Raw genomic sequence first — 17,027 nt, 5'->3', positions numbered from 1 at the left:
GGAATTGTCATGCCGTTGCTGTCTATTGAGTTTGCGGTATTCTTTATCGTATTTTTGCCAGTGTACTGGGCATTTGCACGTTTGCCGCAAGTTCAAAACGTTTTACTTTTGGTTGCCGGGCTAGGCTGGCTTTACCGTATCGACCCTATTTTTGCCGCGCTGATTTTGGTTTACTCGTCTGTGGTTTACCTGATCAGCGTGCTGATGTTTTCTGAAAACGAGAATATCCGCAAATTTTGGCTGGGTTGCGGTATTTCGGCGGCATTGACTGTTTTGTGTTTCTTCAAATATTTCGACTTTTTCCGCCCAATTATTCAGCAATATACGGGGCAAAGCGCCGTCATCGACATCCTTTTGCCTTTGGGCTTGTCTTATTACACTTTCCAATCGCTGGCTTACATGGTGTATTGCTACCGCGAGCCTAAGGGAGACCGTTTTGAATGGCATGAGCTCCTACTGCACCTGAGCTTCTTCCCCACCATCACATCCGGCCCGATTATCCGTGCGGCTGCTTTTAAAAGTATAGATGGCGAACAGGCGGGGGCATTGGTGCAAATCCGCACCAAACAGGCACGCCAGCTGATTTATCCGGCTTTGGCGGTCGGCCTGATTGTATTGGGCATTGCTAAAAAATGGTGGCTTGCCGGCGTATTGGCGGAAGGCTGGGTATCACCTGTTTTTGAAAATCCGGCCCAGTTCGACGGCTGGGGCGTGTTGTCTGCGATTTATGGCTACACCTTCCAACTCTTTTTCGACTTTTCCGGCTACTCGGATTTGGTCATCGGCTTGGCCATGCTACTCGGCTTCCAGCTGCCGAAAAACTTTGCCACGCCGCTTCGCGCCATCAACATCCGCGACTTCTGGGACAGATGGCACATCAGCCTGTCCACTTGGATTCGCGACTATATCTATATCCCTTTGGGCGGCAGCAAAAAAGGCTTCGGACGCACCCAGCTCAATCTGATGATTGCCATGTTGCTTTCCGGCATTTGGCATGGCTACGGCTGGAGCTTTTTGATTTGGGGTGCGCTGCACGGTGCGGCGTTGGTGTTCCTTAACTGCGGCGATAAAATCGTCGGCCGCAATGCCTTAGGCCGTCTGAAAATCGGCAAACCGCTTGCCTGGCTGTTTACCTTCCATTTCGTTTGTTTCGCTTTTGTCGTCTTCAACAGCGCAACGCTTGCCGATACGGAAATGCTGTTCAGCGCCTTATTTGCCAATGATAAAGGTTGGAACGCGCCTCTGCCGACCGACCTCATGTTGCTGGGTGCATTTGCGATGATGCTTTTGCTATACCCGTATTTACTCCGCTTATTTGAAGCATCGATAAAAGGCTTGGACAAACTGCCTGCATGGCTGTGGTTTATCCCCATCACGCTTATCCTCGCACTGATTATCGTCTTCGCCCCGTCCGGCATTCCCGGCTTTATTTATGCCAACTTCTAAGGAGCAGAACATGAAACGCTTTATCTCCCTGTTTGTTTCGATTCTGCTCAGTGCGGTTGCACTGACGTGGTTTGCCCAAAACTCCATCAATGCCTATTGGCAGCAGACCTATCATGAAAACAGTCCGCTTGAGCCTTTATCCGAATATGCTTGGTGGCGTATCGGTGCGGATTGGCAACAAAAAGCCTACGAATTTTCAGACGGCCTGAAAGCCTCGCTGGAAACAGAAGACGCTTTAGCTTCGGAAGACTCTGGCATTGAAACAACAAGGCCGTCTGAAAATACGGAAAACATTGAAGTATCGGACAATCAAAAAGACTCTGCTGCTTCCGATGCGGCTAACAATACGGATACCGCCGCCAGCGAGCCAAGCAATCAGGCTGATCAGTCGGCAACGCAGGTCGTGTTGAAAAAAGGCAATAAAGTTTTCTTTGCCGGCGACTCGCTGATGCAGGGCGTTGCACCTTTCGTACAAAAGCACCTCAAGCAAGAATATGGCGTACAATCGGTCAACCTCAGCAAACAAAGCACCGGTTTGTCCTACCCCAACTTCTTCGACTGGCCGAAAACCATCGAACAAACTTTGCAAAAAGAACCCGACATCCGCGTTTTGGTTGTATTCTTAGGCCCTAACGACCCTTGGGATTTCCCGATGGGTAAAAAATACCTGAAGTTCGCCTCCCCCGAATGGGAGGCAGAATACCTCAACCGCGTCCGCCGTATTCTTGATGCAGCCTCCGCACATGATGTCCAAGTCATTTGGCTGGGCATTCCTTACATGAAAAAAGCCAAGCTCAACGAACAGATGCGCTACCTCGACAAAATCCTGTCGGGTACGGTGTCGCCTCAAGCCATTTGGCTGCCGACCGACAAACTGTTGAGCAATGGCGCAGAAGAATATGCCGACTCTGTCAAAGTAGATGGAAAAATCATCCGTTACCGCAGCAAGGACGGCATTCACTTTTCCGCAGAAGGCCAAAAACTACTGGCCGGAAAAATTATGGAAAAAATTAATTTTACACACGATATACAACCATGAAATTTAATAAAACCTTACTCCTCACGCTTCTCGCACTCCCTATTACCGCCTGCGCAACCAATGACGGCCTGTTAAGCAACTACGGCTCCAACCGTCCTGCCTGGCTGAACAAACTGCAACAGCTCAACCATACTTCAGACGGCAAATTCCGCATTATCCAAGTCGGCGACTCCCACACCGCCGGCGACTATTTCACCGACCGCCTGCGTCGCCGTTTGCAACAACAATGGGGCAACGGCGGTATCGGTTGGGTTTATCCTAATACCGTCAAAGGCCAGCGCATGGCAACCGTCCGTTACAGCGGCAGCGGTTGGAACACCATCAGCAGCCGCAAATCACACAGCGATTTTTCTTTCGGCGGGATTGAAGCACGCGCCGATGGCGGCAGCGTTACCTTAAGCGCAGCCGACGGCAGCATGGATATGCAACAAATCTCCATCTTCGGCAAACCAGTTTGGTCCGAACAAACCCTGACCGTCAACGGCCGAGAAATCCCTGCCACACAAAACGGTTGGCAACTGGTGCGTACCAATGCCTCCCTGCCGATGACCCTCAGCAGCAGCATGCCTTGGCAAATCGGTTTCATTAACATCGAACGCCCCGGACGCGGCGTAACCGTTTCCGCCATGGGCATCAACGGCGCACAGTTATCCCAATGGTCAAAATGGCGGCCGGGTATGTGGGAAGATTTGGCACAAACCAAAGCCGATTTAATCATTCTTGCCTACGGTACCAATGAAGCCTTTTCCGGCAACCTCGATATTTCTTCTACCGAGCGGACATGGCGCAATTACATCCGTCAAATCAAAAACACCCTGCCCAACGCAGGTATCCTGATCCTCGGTGCTCCGGAATCTTTGAAAACCGCCTACGGAAGCTGCGGCAACCGCCCTGTCTTGCTCAGCGAAGTACAACAAATGCAGCAACGCGTTGCCCGTGACGAAAAAATTATGTTCTGGTCTTGGCAGGATGCGATGGGCGGGGCATGCAGCATGAAAAACTGGATGGCTCAAGGCTTGGCAGCCAAAGACGGCGTTCACTTCTCTGCACAAGGTTATGAAACTGCAGCCGATAAACTTGCCGACAGCCTAATCCGCTTTGCCCAATAAATTGCAAAAGCCTAAGTACTTTTCATTAAGAGCACACAAAAGGCCGTCTGAAATTAATATTTCAGACGGCCTTTTGTTTATCGCTTATTTAGCAAACTGCTTAATTTTTAAGCCAACATATTGCTACTCATTCGTTGCGTTTGGTTTTCCGTAAAACGAACCAATCTTACCTGCTTGTCAAAGCCTAATGGCTTGGCGACAAGGCGGTTGGGCAATTTGTTCAAATGATGGTTGTAGCTTCCGGCTCTGCGGTTGTAAGTGCGGCGTGCCGATGCGACTTCCGCCTCTGCTGCATCCAGCATTTCCATCAAACCGGCCAATTTCTCATCAGGATACTGTTTCAAAAGGCCTTTGACGGCAGTTTGCAATTTTTTCAGCGCATGATTCAATGCTGTTTCGGCTTCACACAGATGTTTGATTTTGGACTCGGAAAATGTTTTGGCAGTTTGCGCCAATGCGGTTTCGACTTCGGCACACATCTGCTGAACGTTTTGATCCAATGCAATGCCCTGCTCTTGCAGGTGTTTGCTGTATGCATCCAATACATGACGGACAGCCTGATGTCGGCAGTCGAGCGCAATGCGCAAAGAGACAAAGGATTCGCGACAGTCTTTTTTGCGGTCTTTCAACTGTTGTTTGAAATACAATAAGACAGCGGCGATTGATACGAAGATAAGTGCAAGACTGATAATGCCCATAGTGAGTTCCCTAGTTATGATGCCACTCATATCGGTGGCTGATTTTATTAACATCGATTATAATCCAATTTCAATATTTTTCCCAATTTTCATAAAAAAGGCCGTCTGAAATTCAGACGGCCTGAAGTTTATATTTTTATTTCAATGCTTTGACTTGATGTCGATAACCCACACTTCTGATTGCGAACCCAAACGCAGGGGAATACCCCAGAAGCCGTAGCCTGAAGTGGTGAAGAAATGGCCGTTGCCGATTGCTTCATAACCATAAGCGAGACGATAAAGCGTACGGACGATAAGGTTGGCAGGTGCTACTTGGCCGTTGTGGACATGGCCGGAAACCTGCACATCAATCGGCAGCCGGGCATGGGTTTCGATTGAAGTAGGCCGGTGGTCCATCAATAAAACCGGTAATTGGGTATTTTGACCTTCTAAAAGCTGCTCCGCACTGGGACGCTTGCGATCCAAATCATCGCTCCGTCCTACCAGCAACACACCATTCACTTCCAAAACCTGATTGGCCAAAACCGTCAATCCTGCCGCTTCCAATTCATGTTTGATGCGCTTCTGATCGCGGAACCAGTCATGATTGCCCAAAGTGGCATAAACGCCCATCGGCGCAGTCAGCTTCTGCAAATGCGGTTTCATGTTTTCTTTCAGGTATGCATCGACGGTATCGTCCATCAAATCGCCCGGCAGCAACACCATGTCGACTTGTTCCTGCTTCATGATGTCCGTCAGCTTGTCCAATTGACGCGCGCCAAACAAAATTCCCAAGTGCAAATCACTGGCCACGCCGATACGCAGCGGCTTATCCATTTTCTTATTGATGAATACGGTTTGATAGCGGACAACGGGCGTATAGGCGTTATACATCCCAAAACCGAGCAAACCGGCCACAAACAAAGGCGCAAACAGCCGCAGGCTTCGAGAAAGCGGTTGGCGTGCCATAAAACGGCGCAGCAAAAGATACAGGATAAATGTCGCCAGCGCGGCATACATCACAAACAGCAAGATCACCATCCAAAACGCCACCATGCGGAACATCATATGCCCCAATTCCAGCAGCAAGCCGACCAACAAGCCGTTTGTAATGAAATAGGAAATACCCATCAGCCAACGTCTGCCGACTTTGCCAATCCAAGGCGCAAACAGCCATTGCAACGAACGCCCAAGCCCAAATGTAAACACTTGCAACAGAATGACGCTCACAAAAAACATCTTGCCAAACATGCCTTTCCGCCCTAAAAAATCAAAAGGCAGATTTTAGGCCGTCTGAAACTTTCAGTGTATAATCTACCGCGTAAAAACCCATAATATTTTGAAAGGAATCTTCATGAGCCACCCTCAATCAGCCATTATTCCTGATCACGCACAAGCCGGTATTTTTATCGAAGCAGACATTTCGGACGGCCGCAACGAAGACATCAAATCTGCCTGCCGCCTTTCTTTGGAATCCTTGGCCAAACTGAAAACCCGTTTTCCAAATGATATTTTGGGTTTGACCATTGCCTTCGGCAGCCGCGCATGGCAATCGTTCGGCCATACTGACGAAGGCAGTGAAATCAAACCTTTCCCTGAATTGGGCAACGGCCTCGCCCCCTCCACCCAACACGATCTCTATATCCACATTCAAGCCACCGAGCAAAAAGCCGCCTATGCCTTAGCTCAATCTGTTTTAGGCGCATTCGGCGACAGCATCCGCGTATCCACTGAAGAACACGGCCTGCGCCTGTATGAAGACCGCGGCTTGGACGGTTTTGTCGATGGTACGGAAAATCCGCAGGGCGATGACAATGTGCGCAATGTCGCCATTATTCCCGAAGGCAAGCCCGATGCCGGCGGCAGCTATGTTTTGCTGCAAAAATACCTGCACGATTTGAAAAAATGGGATGCCGTTCCTACTGCCGAACAAGAAGCCAGCGTGGGCCGCAGCAAAGAAACCAATGATGAATTCAGCGAAGATGTACGCCTGCCCGACTCCCATCTCGGCCGCGTCAATGTCAAAGAAAACGGCGTTGACCTAAAAATTGTCCGCCGCAGCCTACCCTTTGGCAAACTCAGTGGCGAACATGGTTTGATGTTCACATCCTATTGCAACACGCTGCACAATATTGAAGTTCAACTGCTCAATATGTTCGGCGATGCAGACGGTAAAACCGACTTACTGCTGAAATATTTGTCTAAAGCCGTATCAGGCGCTTACTACTACGCGCCTTCTGTCGAACGTTTGCAAAATCTTTAATGGCTCACAGGCCGTCTGAAAAACCTGCCTTTTCAAAGGCAGGTTTTTGTTATTCAAATCCCATTAATATTTTTATGGTATTATCATAGAAATTTATCCCATTATTGCTTCATAAACCCTGATTGCAGACAAGGATAAAAACTGATACGCCCCAAGCAGCTATTTTCGATAAAATAAACCCAATTATTATCTCTATAAAATTACGACACCATGTATAAATCCCGCCTTCTTCCCCTGCCCGTATTGATTCTTTCCGCGCTAAACGCCTATGCGGCCAATACGCCGAATCCCCTCGATCAAATCGATAAAAACGTACCCAACCAATTCGACAAAGACTTCCGCGACAACCTCGATCAAATTCATTCCGTCGAAATCCAAACACGCGAGCAGTCGGCATGGGATTTACAGAAAAAACAAGATAACGACGCGGTTAAACAAGAGAGGCCGTCTGAAAACAATACCGAATGCTTGGATTACACGGGTATTGAGCTTTCCGGCATTACACTCATCGATTCCAAAAAGATTGAAGCCAAGCTCCCCAAATGTGTCAATCAAAACAGCATCAACCAACTGAACCGGGACATCGTTGCCGAGTATATCGCTCAAGGCTATCCGCATACGCAAATCAAATTTGAAACCACGCCCGAGCGTGTTTTGAAATTGGCCGTCATCGAAGGCAAAATCCGTGAGATTACCGGCGGCTCCCGTACAGTTAACGTCGACACCCTCTTCCCCAATCATCAAGGCAAACCGCTGAACATCCAATACCTCGACCAAGGTATCGAACAGGCAAACCATGTTGTCGGCAACAACGTCAGCATCGATGTTTATCCGCATGATGACGGCACCGCCTCCATCCAACTCAACAACGATGCCGAAAAACATTGGGGCGGCAGCATTACCATCGACAATAAAGGCAGTAAACCCAATACCACGACACTGCGCGGTAGCCTGAATATTGGCAGCCCGTTGGGATTGAGCGACTCCCTTTATCTAAACGGCTATACCAATCTAAACAACCACGACAGCCATTACAGTCGCGGCGGCAGCCTGTTCTACCAAGTTCCTTATGGCGCATGGACATTCAGCACTTACGCCGCCGCGTCGCAATCGCAAAGCATCTTAACGCCCAGCGTGACCCGCTATGCCTACCGCTCCAAATCCAAAGCGGCAGGAATCAAAGCAGACCGCGTATTTTCACGCAGTCAAAAACACATTACCTCCGCCTATGCCGGTATCGATTATGTGAAACAGACTGCAAAATTTGCCGACAGCAAACTGGAATTGCAAAGTCCGGAAATCTATTCGGCACAAGTCGGCCTGTCGCATACAGCCATCCTGCCAAACGGTATTTGGCTCAACAATATCGGCGTGGAACAAGGGTTTGCAAAAAATACCGAACATACGCCGTTCGACAAGCGCTATACCTCTGTATCCTTGCAAAGCAATTTGATTCAAAACCGTCCATTGGGTAAATGGATCGTGCGCAACCATCACCAAATCGATGCCCAATATAGCCCGCATGATTTGTTTGCCGCAAAAGAAATGGACATCGTCGGCTATCAAAATGTACGTGGTTTCCGTTCGACTTCTTTGAGCGCAAACAGCGCAGTCCTGTTGAGCAATACCGTTTATTTCCGCCGCAATACGCCCCACGGCATCTATATCGAGCCTTATCTGGGCGCAGACATCGGCGTTGCCAAAAACAATAACGAAGGTTCGCAACGCGCCATGAGCGTAGTTGCAGGTTTGAATTTGGGCAAAGCGGACAAATGGCAACTTTCTGCCGACTATGGCAAAGGTTTTGCACGCATGCCCAACCAATCAAACAGCGAAATACAGGATCATGTGACCGTTTCTTTACGCATTCCATTTTAAAGTTATGTAAATATATATCCTTTTATCCAATATATAAACCGCCCATCTTAACGTTATTAATTTTCTATTAATATCAATAAGATGAGCGGTTTTTATTTGCATTTGAAATAGTGCACACAAGGCCATACTGGTGGTATGATTGTAAAAAATTTCATAACAATGTTAATACATTCAAAAATTTCCTCAATAGAAATCCAATACTCGATATGGGATTTCTGATTCAATCTCCATCACGATAAATAAGGATTAAAATCCATGAAAATCGACACTTTATATCAGCCTAAGCTCTCAGCTTCTGGCAAAGTAACTGTCGCCGTGTGCTTTGCATTCCTGGGAAATGCAGCGGTAGCGGCCAATATCGAAGCCATCGGCCAAACTTCGGTACAGCAGCAGCACAATGTTGACATCGTCAATATTGCCGCACCGACGGCCCAAGGTCTTTCTCACAACCAATATAACAAGTACAACGTTTCCCAACACGGCGCCGTTTTGAATAACGCCCTGTCTGCCGGTAAATCCCAACTGGCCGGAAACCTGTCTGCCAACAAAAACTTCCAAGGTCAGGCCGCATCTGTGATCTTGAACGAAGTGGTCAGCAAAAACCCTTCTCTGATCTTAGGTCAGCAAGAGATCTTCGGTATTGCCGCAGACTATGTTTTGGCAAACCCTAACGGCATTACCCACAACGGCGGCAGCATTCTAAATGCCAACCGCGCATCCTTGGTTGTCGGTACGCCAACCGTTTCAGACGGCGCGTTGAAATCTTTCAATATCAGCGACAATGGCAAACAACTGCAAGTAAACGGCAATTTGAGCGGCAACCGCGTAGTTGACCTGCTCGCGCCGCAAGTTGTAGTCGGCAAATCAGCCAACGTTAATGCCGCCGATGCCATCAACGTTTCTTCAGGCAAAAGCAACTTCGACTACAAAACTGCACAAATCGAAGCATTGGACGCTGCCTCAAATGCGCCGGTGCTTGACGGCCATATCTTCGGCAGTATGCGCGCCGGTACCATCCGCATCCACGCGACCGATAAACGCGCCAAACAAAACATTCAAAATGCCGCCATTACCGGTACCCGCTACCTGAATATCGACAGCAAAGGCAACCTGAGCATCCAGTCCGCCAATCTGACCGGCGCACAAATGGAACTGTTTGCCCATGATACCGACATCAAAGGCACGGTTACCAGCCATTCCGCCAATAAATCTTCCAGTGGCAAAGAAGCGCAAAATGTTCAGCACTTCCGCTCTGACCGCAACAAAACTGAAAACTTTACCGCCAGCAATATCAATGCATCCGAGTCATTGACTTTGAACAATAGCGGCAGCCTCAACCTGAGCGCAGCCAACATCAATGCCGGCGCGCTGACTGCTTCTGCCACAGGCAACATCAATTCTAACGCGGTAAAAACAACCAACCGTACAGAATCCGACCACACTCAAAGCAAAGGCCTTTGGTACAACAACAACCTGAGCTCTTCTGTTGACGAAAGCCTGCATCAAACCAAAATCAATGCCGGTTCTGTCAATATTGCCACCACAGGCAAAGTCCAATTGGACGCGACCGAACTGAACTCGGCTGCTGATGCTCGCATTGCCGCCCAACAAGGCATCGTATTGAGCAGCAACAGCGAAACCGACAGCAGCTCGACTTATGTCAGCTTCAAAAATGAAACTGCCGCGCTGAAAACCGGTATCGCAACAAAATCTTCCCAAAACTCTACCGCCCATCAAACCAAAATCTCCGCAGCTGGTGATATCGGTTTGATTTCCGAAGGCGATTTGAGCACTTACGGCGCAAGCATTGCGGCAAACGGTAATGTCGTTACCGATGTCAACAACATCAACTTGGGTACTCAAACCACCATCAACACCAACAGCCTCAACGACCAGAAAAAATACTGGGGCGGTCTGTTCGGCGGTGAAAGCCAAGTTCAAAACAACCGTACCGAAAACCTGCACGGCAGCAGCATTACTGCCAACTCAAACGTAGTTTTGGGTGCAAAAAACGGCGTCAACGTTTACGGCAGTACCGTTGAAGGCCAAGCCGGTACATTCGTCAGCTCCAAAGCAGGCAATGTTGATATTAAAAACGCCACCAGCACCGATACTTCCGCACAAAGCGCGCGTAAAGGTACGATTTTCAATATCACGACCTCTAAAACCAGCAGCAATAGCAGCATTGAAAAAGTAACCGGTTCTACCCTGGTTTCCAATGCCGACCTGACCGTTGTTTCCAACAAAGACATCAATGTGATCGGCTCTGCATTGTTTGCGGCACAAAAACTGCAACTGTCTTCCGCAGGCGATTTGACCATTGATGCTGCCAAAGCGGTAGAAAACAAACAGGTCAACGAGTATTCCATCAAAGGCTACTCTGGCACCGAAACCAATAAAGAAAACGGCAGCGTGACTGCCAAAGCCGGTATCAAATTCACCGATACCCACACCGACACCCATTCTGTCGACCTGAACGGCAGCATTTTGACCGGTAAAAACACCCAGTTGTCTTCCAACTCAAACATTACCGTCAGCGGCAGCCAAGTCAACGGCGAAGAATCCGTCAACATTTCTGCAGCCAATGACGTCAATATTGTTGCATCCAAAGGCAGCAACACTGTAACCGAATCCGGCCGCGTAACCGATTTGGGCGTATCTGCTACTGCATACGAAAAAAATAACGTTGCAGGCGTCGGCGTATCTGTCGGCATTACCAGCACCAAAACAGATGCAACTACCGTAACGAATACATCCCATATATCCAACATCAACACCGGCGGCAACACCACCATCACTGCAAACGGCAATATTAATCAAGAAGGTACAGTGATTAATGCGACCGGCAATGTGGTTGAATCTGCCAAAAACGTTACCCATGCAGCGGCACACAGCGGTGCGAAATCCGATGTGAAACAAAACGGCGGCGGTTTGGTCGTTTCTGCCGGCATCAGCACCAACAAAGGCATCGGCGGTGAAATCACTGCACAAGGTCAAGGCAACTCTTCGACCCACAATGAATCCACTGCAACCGTAACCACCATCAACGCAGGCAATGCCATCGTTTTGGCAAATGACAAAGTGTCTGATGAAGGTACAAAATATGATGTTACCGGTGCGATCAACATTGATGCAGGTTCATACCACAACACTGCCGCCCACAACACCAGCAACAGCAGCAGCAAACAAGGCGGCGCTTCTTTGACTGTCGGCGCGTACACCAAAGACGGTTCAAACGTAGATGTGAATGCCAACCTGAACGTCAACTACGCTGATGAAAACAAAAAAGAATCTACCGCCGTCAAAGGCGATATGAATGCGACCAATGTTGTCATCAACGCCAAAGACTCTGCTGAAATCGCATCCAACATTACTGCCAACAACAACGTCAACATTACCGCAGGCAACGGCGTAACCTTCACCGAATCAGCCAATACTGCCTCCAACCAAGGTACAGCCGTTAATGTCGGTATCGGCGCTGGTGCGACAATCAATGTTGAAACCGGTGTTGCCGTTCCTCACGTCAACGGCTCTGTCGGCGTCAACAAAACCGATAACGCTTCTTCTACCGCCGCAGGCGCGAATGTAGCGGCCGGCAATGACATTAAAATCAATGCCAACAACGGCGACGTCAACCTGCACGGTACCAACCTGGTATCCAACAACTCCGTTGAAGTAGAAGGCAACAAAGTCAATACTTCCGGCGCGATCAGCAGCGTTAACGAAAAAAATCTGACCGTCAATGTCAACGGCAGCTACGCTTCAGGCAAACCAAACGGCGGCATCAACGCCAAAGGTAAAAATGACGCCAACGTAACCAATACGGCAAACGTCATCCAAAGCGACAATGTCGTTATTACTACCGGCTCTCCAACCGGTTTGAGCGTCAACAATACGGCCATCAACGGTAATAATGTTGTGCACTACTATGACAACACTAAAGCTTCTGCGGCGAACCGTTATACCTATCGTCCTCGCCAACCAAGCTACGCTAAACGCCGTTTGCGTTACTAAGATGCGCTATTGAAGTCATTTGAATAGCCATTAAGACATGCCGTCTGAAAACAGGAAGTTTTCAGACGGCATTTTTATCATCAATGCAAAACCACACACTATCTCTGTTATGATAATGCCTCGCTAATATTATTCCGTTCCAACCATGTCTTCCGCCCTTCCTTTTGACGCGCTCACACTTTCCATCGACGGCACCAACCTCATCGAAGCTTCTGCCGGTACGGGTAAAACCTACGGCATTGCCGCGCTCTTTACCCGACTGATTGTTTTAGAAAAAAAAGACATCGAGAAAATTCTGGTCGTTACCTTTACCAAAGCGGCGACAGCAGAACTGAAAACCCGTTTGCGTGCGCGTTTGGACGAAGTGTTGCAGGTTTTAAACGAAATCCAAACCTTGGGCGGCAAGCCGGAACATATTTCAGACGGCCTGAACAAATATTACGAAAAAGAGAAAAAATCCCCCGATGACTTTCTCAATCGCTTGATTCCTTTGGCCTTAGGCGAGCAAGACGGACAGGAAAGCTGCCATCGCTTGATTCTCCGCCTCAAAGCCGCGCTGAGCCAGTTTGACAACGCATCGATTTACACCATCCACGGCTTCTGTCAGCGCGTCTTGCGCGATTACGCATTTTTATGCGGTGCACCTTTGGATGTCGAGCTGTCGGACGACTCGCGCGAGAGGCTGCTGATTCCTGCGCAAGACTTTTGGCGGCAGAGAGTGGCAACCGATGCCACATTGGCACAATTGGTTTTTGACCGGAAATGCACGCCCGAAGAAATGCTTGCCGAAATCAAAAGCTATACCGGCCGCCCCTATCTGAAATTCAGACGGCCTGAAGGCAATTTGCAAGAAGCCCAAGCCAACCTTCAAGAAACATGGCAAAAAGTTTGCGGCCAATTGGAAGACTTGGAAAAAGCGTTTTGGGCAATCTTTCCCAAACTTAACGGCCAGACCTACAGAAGAAATACCTTTGAAAATGTTTTTACCGATTTAAAAACAAACGCCGAATCCAACCGTCTGCCCCGCCTGAGCAAACAAACGCTGGAAAAATTAAGCCTCTTCAGTATCGACACGCTCAACAGCAAACTGAAAAAAGAATATAAAGCCGATGCCGATGCGCCGGAAATTATTCAGCTGCAAGCCTTGGCCAATCTCGGTCGTGATTTGCAGGCAATGAAAAGCGCGGAAGAAGCAGTCTTCATCTGCCTGCAACTAGACCTCCTTTCCTACATCAACCAATCCATTGCCGAACAAAAAAAATCACGCCGCGAGCGCGTGTTTGACGATTTGCTGCTGGATGTCCATCAGGCATTGACCACCCATGAACACGGCAACGCATTGGCAAAAGCGGCAGCGGCAAACTGGGAAATCGCGCTGATTGACGAATTCCAAGATACCGACCCGCTGCAATACGAAATTTTCCGCCAAATTTTTATCGAACAAGGCTGCCCGCTGTTTCTTGTTGGCGACCCCAAACAGGCAATTTACAGCTTTCGCGGTGCGGACATTTACGCCTATCTGCAAGCCGCGCAAGATGCGGACAGGCATTACACCCTTGCCGTCAACTACCGCAGCCATGCCAAGCTGATCAACGGCATCAGCGCCTTGTTCAAACAAAAAAAACACCCATTCGTGTTGGAAAACATCGATTACAGCGAGGTCTCCGCCAGCCGCGCCGAAAGCCGGCTGTCGCCACACCGCCCCGCCATCCAAGTGCGCTGGCTCAATACGGACGATCAAACCGGCAAAGAGATTTTGCGCGGCCGTGCCGCCGAATATTGCGCCGATGAAATTGCCTTTGCGCTCAATGAAGCGGCCGAAGGCCGTCTGAATTTCAAAGGTCGCGCATTGGAATCCGGAGATATTGCCGTTTTGGTCCGTACCAATAACGAAGCGGCGATGATTGCCGGTAAACTGAAACAGCGCCGTATCCAAAGCGTGTTGCTGTCGCGCCAGTCCGTTTTCGATTCTGCCGAGGCAGACTCGCTGTCCGCGCTGATCGGCTTTTGGCTCAACCCAAGGCAGACCGACTGGCTGCGCTTTGTCTTGACCGGCGTTTTGTTCGGCTATACCGCCAAAGAGATTTACGAACTCAACCACAACGAACACCAGCTGCTGAAATGGCTGGAGTCATCTGCCGAGGCCATGGAAAAATGGCGGAAAGGCGGCATTTTTGCCGCCGTGCAGCAGTTTGCCGCCCTACATGATATCGAAACACGCCTGCTCAAAGGCGGCAACGAACGCAGCCTGACCAACTACTACCAAATTCTGGAGCTTTTGGCCGAAGAAGATAGCCAAAGCCGCAACCCTGCCGCCCTGCATAAATGGTTAAACGAACAAATCAGCCGTGCACGCAGCGGCCATTTCCCATCAGACGCGCAAACCATCCGTCTTGAAAGCGACGAAAAACTGGTCAAAATCGTTACCATGCACGCGTCGAAAGGTTTGCAATATCCTTTGGTTTACTGCCCCTTCGCGTGGGATACCAAAGACAATTCCAAAGAAAACTGGAAAATCCTGCATACTGAAAACCACGAAACCGAGCTGCTGGCCAAATCTCAAACCTCGGAAGCAGAACTAAGCCATCTTGCCGACGAAAAGACGGCAGAAGATTTGCGTCTGCTCTATGTTGCCCTTACCCGCGCCGAAGAACAGCTCAACATCTACGCCGCCGCCAACAAAAACTGTACGCCAAACAATCCTTTTGCCTATCTGCTCGAAGGTTTACCGGATGCCGGCCGCGAAAGCGTCAGCCAAAGCTATAAAAGCGCGACAGACGTTGTGGAAATGCTCAAAACCAACTGGCAACGCTTTATCACAAACACGCCTGAAAATACGGAGTTTGCCTTCACGGAAGAAGTCCCGCCGGAAACCATCTACCAATACAGCCGCCAGCAAGACCAAGCCTTGAGCGCACATAGCATCAAACGTCGCAATTTTGACTTTATCCGCCACACCAGCTTTACCGGTTTGAGCCGGCACACCAAGTCAACCGACGAACAACACGAGCCTTTGCAACCTGCCATCGATCCGGCAGAAAGCGCAGACCGTGCCATGCCGTCTGAAAACCTGCTGTCCCCGCTTTCAGACGGCCTCGATATCCATCATTTCCCACGCGGCACAAATGCCGGCGTATGTTTGCATGAAATGTTGGAAAAACTCGACTTCTCCGCCTCTGCCGAGAGCCAATCCGAAATGATTGCAGAAGTCTTGCAACGCCATAGCTTTGAAGACAAATGGCTGCCGATGGTAAGCGCCATGCTCAATACCTGCCGCCTAACGCCTTTAATCGGCGAGAGCCTGTCGCAGATTCCGCCAACCCGACGCCTACCCGAAATGGGGTTTACCCTGTATATGGATGATTTCAAACTGGACGACTTGCGCCGTTGGTTTGCCTCAAGCGAAGCAAACCTGCCGCCCGAATGCGTCCAAGCCGCGCAACTGCTTGATTTCCATGATTTGCAAGGCTATTTAAACGGCTTTATCGATATGGTTTGCCAAGATTCAGACGGCAATGTCGTTTTAATCGACTACAAATCCAACCATTTGGGCAACGATGCAAGCGCGTACACGCAACAGGCGATGAACGAAGCTGTGGCACATCATCACTACTACCTGCAAGCCCTGATCTACGCCGTTGCCATCGCGCGCTACTATGCCCTGCGCGGCAAGCCGTTGCCTAAAATCGCCATCCGCTACCTCTTCCTGCGCGGCATGGACGGCTCGGAACAAGGCATTTGGAAATGGGACATCGATACCGCCTTGCTCTCTACTTTCGTTGAGCGGAAAACAAATTCCTGATAAATCATTTTGTTAAATCGTCAAAAAGGCCGTCTGAAACGTTTTCAGACGGCCTTTGATTATTTGTGCAAACCGCATTCCTTATTGTCTTTGCTTTCCCACCACCATCGCCCGGCACGGATATTTTCGCCCAGCTTGACCGGACGCGTGCAGGGTTCGCACCCAATGCTGGGATAGCCTTGATGATAAAGCGCATTAAGCGGAACTTGGTGCTCGTGCGCATATGCCCAAACATCCTGCTCTTCCCAATCGAAAATAGGATTGAATTTGGCGATGTTGCGGCCCGTATCCAGCTCTTCAAAATTCAATTCGCTGCGCGTTTCCGACTGGCTGCGGCGTTGTCCGGTCAGCCATGCAGGCGCGTTGTGCAAAGCGCGGTTGAGCGGTTCGATTTTACGGATATGGCAGCAACGGCGACGCAACTCGATGCTGTCGTACATCGCGGTCGTGCCGAATTCCGCTTCAAATTCATCGGCGGTTTGCTGGTTGGGATAAAACACTTCCAATTCGGTTTGATAACGCGCATTGGTTTCGGCAATTAGCGCGGCGGTTTCGGGATTGAGTTTGCCCGTATTGAGCGTGATGATGCGTATGGGCAGTTTCAGACGGCACACGGCATCGGTAATGACCATATCTTCAACCGCAAGGCTGGATGCGAACACGGCTTGCGGATAGCGAGCGGCAATGTCTTGCAAACGGTGCTCCAAAGCAGCTGCCAACTCAGGCAGGCGGCGGCGTTCGTCATCGCTGATTTCGGGGATTTTCCAGAATTGTGGGCGGAATAAAGACATGGCTGGTT

General features: G+C 49.5%; 10 protein-coding genes. 7 read left to right on the top strand and 3 right to left on the bottom strand.

Annotated features, from left to right (window positions below; all coding sequences use genetic code 11):
* Positions 1–9 precede the first annotated feature (9 nt).
* Genes ACTHTK_RS08850 through ACTHTK_RS08840 form a run of 3 tightly spaced genes read left to right on the top strand, consistent with a single transcriptional unit; the run spans position 10 to position 3,594 of the window.
* Positions 10–1,446 carry an MBOAT family O-acyltransferase gene (locus tag ACTHTK_RS08850; protein WP_440378179.1) on the top strand — a complete coding sequence of 479 codons (1,437 nt, stop codon included), beginning with the start codon at positions 10–12 and terminating at the stop codon, positions 1,444–1,446.
* 10 nt (positions 1,447–1,456) lie between these two features.
* Entirely contained in the window at positions 1,457–2,485 is a 1,029-nt protein-coding gene (gene patB, locus ACTHTK_RS08845) for a peptidoglycan O-acetyltransferase PatB (protein ID WP_107723088.1), read from the top strand.
* On the top strand, positions 2,482–3,594 hold the full coding sequence (locus tag ACTHTK_RS08840) for an SGNH/GDSL hydrolase family protein (protein ID WP_107723087.1): 1,113 nt from the start codon (positions 2,482–2,484) through the stop codon (positions 3,592–3,594). The genes patB and ACTHTK_RS08840 overlap by 4 nt, the downstream gene beginning before the upstream one ends.
* Positions 3,595–3,701: 107 nt before the next feature.
* Here the strand turns inward: ACTHTK_RS08840 and ACTHTK_RS08835 are convergent, their stop codons facing one another.
* Both ACTHTK_RS08835 and ACTHTK_RS08830 read right to left on the bottom strand, forming a co-directional pair.
* Positions 3,702–4,292: a LemA family protein gene (locus tag ACTHTK_RS08835; RefSeq protein ID WP_107723086.1), complete on the bottom strand. Its 591-nt coding sequence runs from the start codon at positions 4,290–4,292 to the stop codon at positions 3,702–3,704.
* 141 nt (positions 4,293–4,433) lie between these two features.
* On the bottom strand, positions 4,434–5,522 hold the full coding sequence (locus ACTHTK_RS08830) for a metallophosphoesterase (protein WP_308881040.1): 1,089 nt from the start codon (positions 5,520–5,522) through the stop codon (positions 4,434–4,436).
* A 103-nt stretch (positions 5,523–5,625) separates the two neighbouring features.
* Between ACTHTK_RS08830 and ACTHTK_RS08825 the strand changes: the two genes are divergently transcribed.
* From ACTHTK_RS08825 to recB, 4 genes are all read left to right on the top strand, one after another.
* Entirely contained in the window at positions 5,626–6,534 is a 909-nt protein-coding gene (locus ACTHTK_RS08825) for a Dyp-type peroxidase (RefSeq protein ID WP_308881039.1), read from the top strand.
* Between the two features lie 210 nt (positions 6,535–6,744).
* Positions 6,745–8,412, top strand: coding sequence for a ShlB/FhaC/HecB family hemolysin secretion/activation protein (locus tag ACTHTK_RS08820; RefSeq protein ID WP_107723083.1), 1,668 nt, complete (start codon positions 6,745–6,747; stop codon positions 8,410–8,412).
* 255 nt (positions 8,413–8,667) lie between these two features.
* Complete coding sequence (locus ACTHTK_RS08815; RefSeq protein WP_107723082.1) at positions 8,668–12,426, top strand: hemagglutinin repeat-containing protein; 3,759 nt, start codon at positions 8,668–8,670, stop codon at positions 12,424–12,426.
* 145 nt (positions 12,427–12,571) lie between these two features.
* Positions 12,572–16,228 (top strand): exodeoxyribonuclease V subunit beta, encoded by a 3,657-nt coding sequence (gene recB / locus ACTHTK_RS08810; RefSeq protein ID WP_440378178.1) that lies wholly within the window; start codon positions 12,572–12,574, stop codon positions 16,226–16,228.
* A 59-nt stretch (positions 16,229–16,287) separates the two neighbouring features.
* Here recB and ACTHTK_RS08805 read toward each other — a convergent pair whose 3' ends face one another.
* Entirely contained in the window at positions 16,288–17,019 is a 732-nt protein-coding gene (locus ACTHTK_RS08805) for a phosphoadenylyl-sulfate reductase (protein WP_107723080.1), read from the bottom strand.
* Positions 17,020–17,027 lie beyond the last annotated feature (8 nt).

Source organism: Neisseria sp. P0006.S009, from assembly GCF_051962915.1.
Classification (GTDB): Bacteria; Pseudomonadota; Gammaproteobacteria; order Burkholderiales; family Neisseriaceae; genus Neisseria; species Neisseria subflava_E.
Note: the sequence above shows the minus strand (reverse complement) of the source record. Positions and strands in the feature narration are given on the sequence as shown.

Coding starts and splice junctions, on each gene's coding strand:
- ACTHTK_RS08820 (WP_107723083.1), top strand. CDS start 6,745: ATGTATAAATCCCGCCTTCTTCCCCTGCCCGTATTGATTCTTTCCGCG.
- recB (WP_440378178.1), top strand. CDS start 12,572: ATGTCTTCCGCCCTTCCTTTTGACGCGCTCACACTTTCCATCGACGGC.
- ACTHTK_RS08830 (WP_308881040.1), bottom strand. CDS start 5,522: ATGTTTGGCAAGATGTTTTTTGTGAGCGTCATTCTGTTGCAAGTGTTT.
- ACTHTK_RS08825 (WP_308881039.1), top strand. CDS start 5,626: ATGAGCCACCCTCAATCAGCCATTATTCCTGATCACGCACAAGCCGGT.
- ACTHTK_RS08805 (WP_107723080.1), bottom strand. CDS start 17,019: ATGTCTTTATTCCGCCCACAATTCTGGAAAATCCCCGAAATCAGCGAT.
- patB (WP_107723088.1), top strand. CDS start 1,457: ATGAAACGCTTTATCTCCCTGTTTGTTTCGATTCTGCTCAGTGCGGTT.
- ACTHTK_RS08840 (WP_107723087.1), top strand. CDS start 2,482: ATGAAATTTAATAAAACCTTACTCCTCACGCTTCTCGCACTCCCTATT.
- ACTHTK_RS08815 (WP_107723082.1), top strand. CDS start 8,668: ATGAAAATCGACACTTTATATCAGCCTAAGCTCTCAGCTTCTGGCAAA.
- ACTHTK_RS08850 (WP_440378179.1), top strand. CDS start 10: ATGCCGTTGCTGTCTATTGAGTTTGCGGTATTCTTTATCGTATTTTTG.
- ACTHTK_RS08835 (WP_107723086.1), bottom strand. CDS start 4,292: ATGGGCATTATCAGTCTTGCACTTATCTTCGTATCAATCGCCGCTGTC.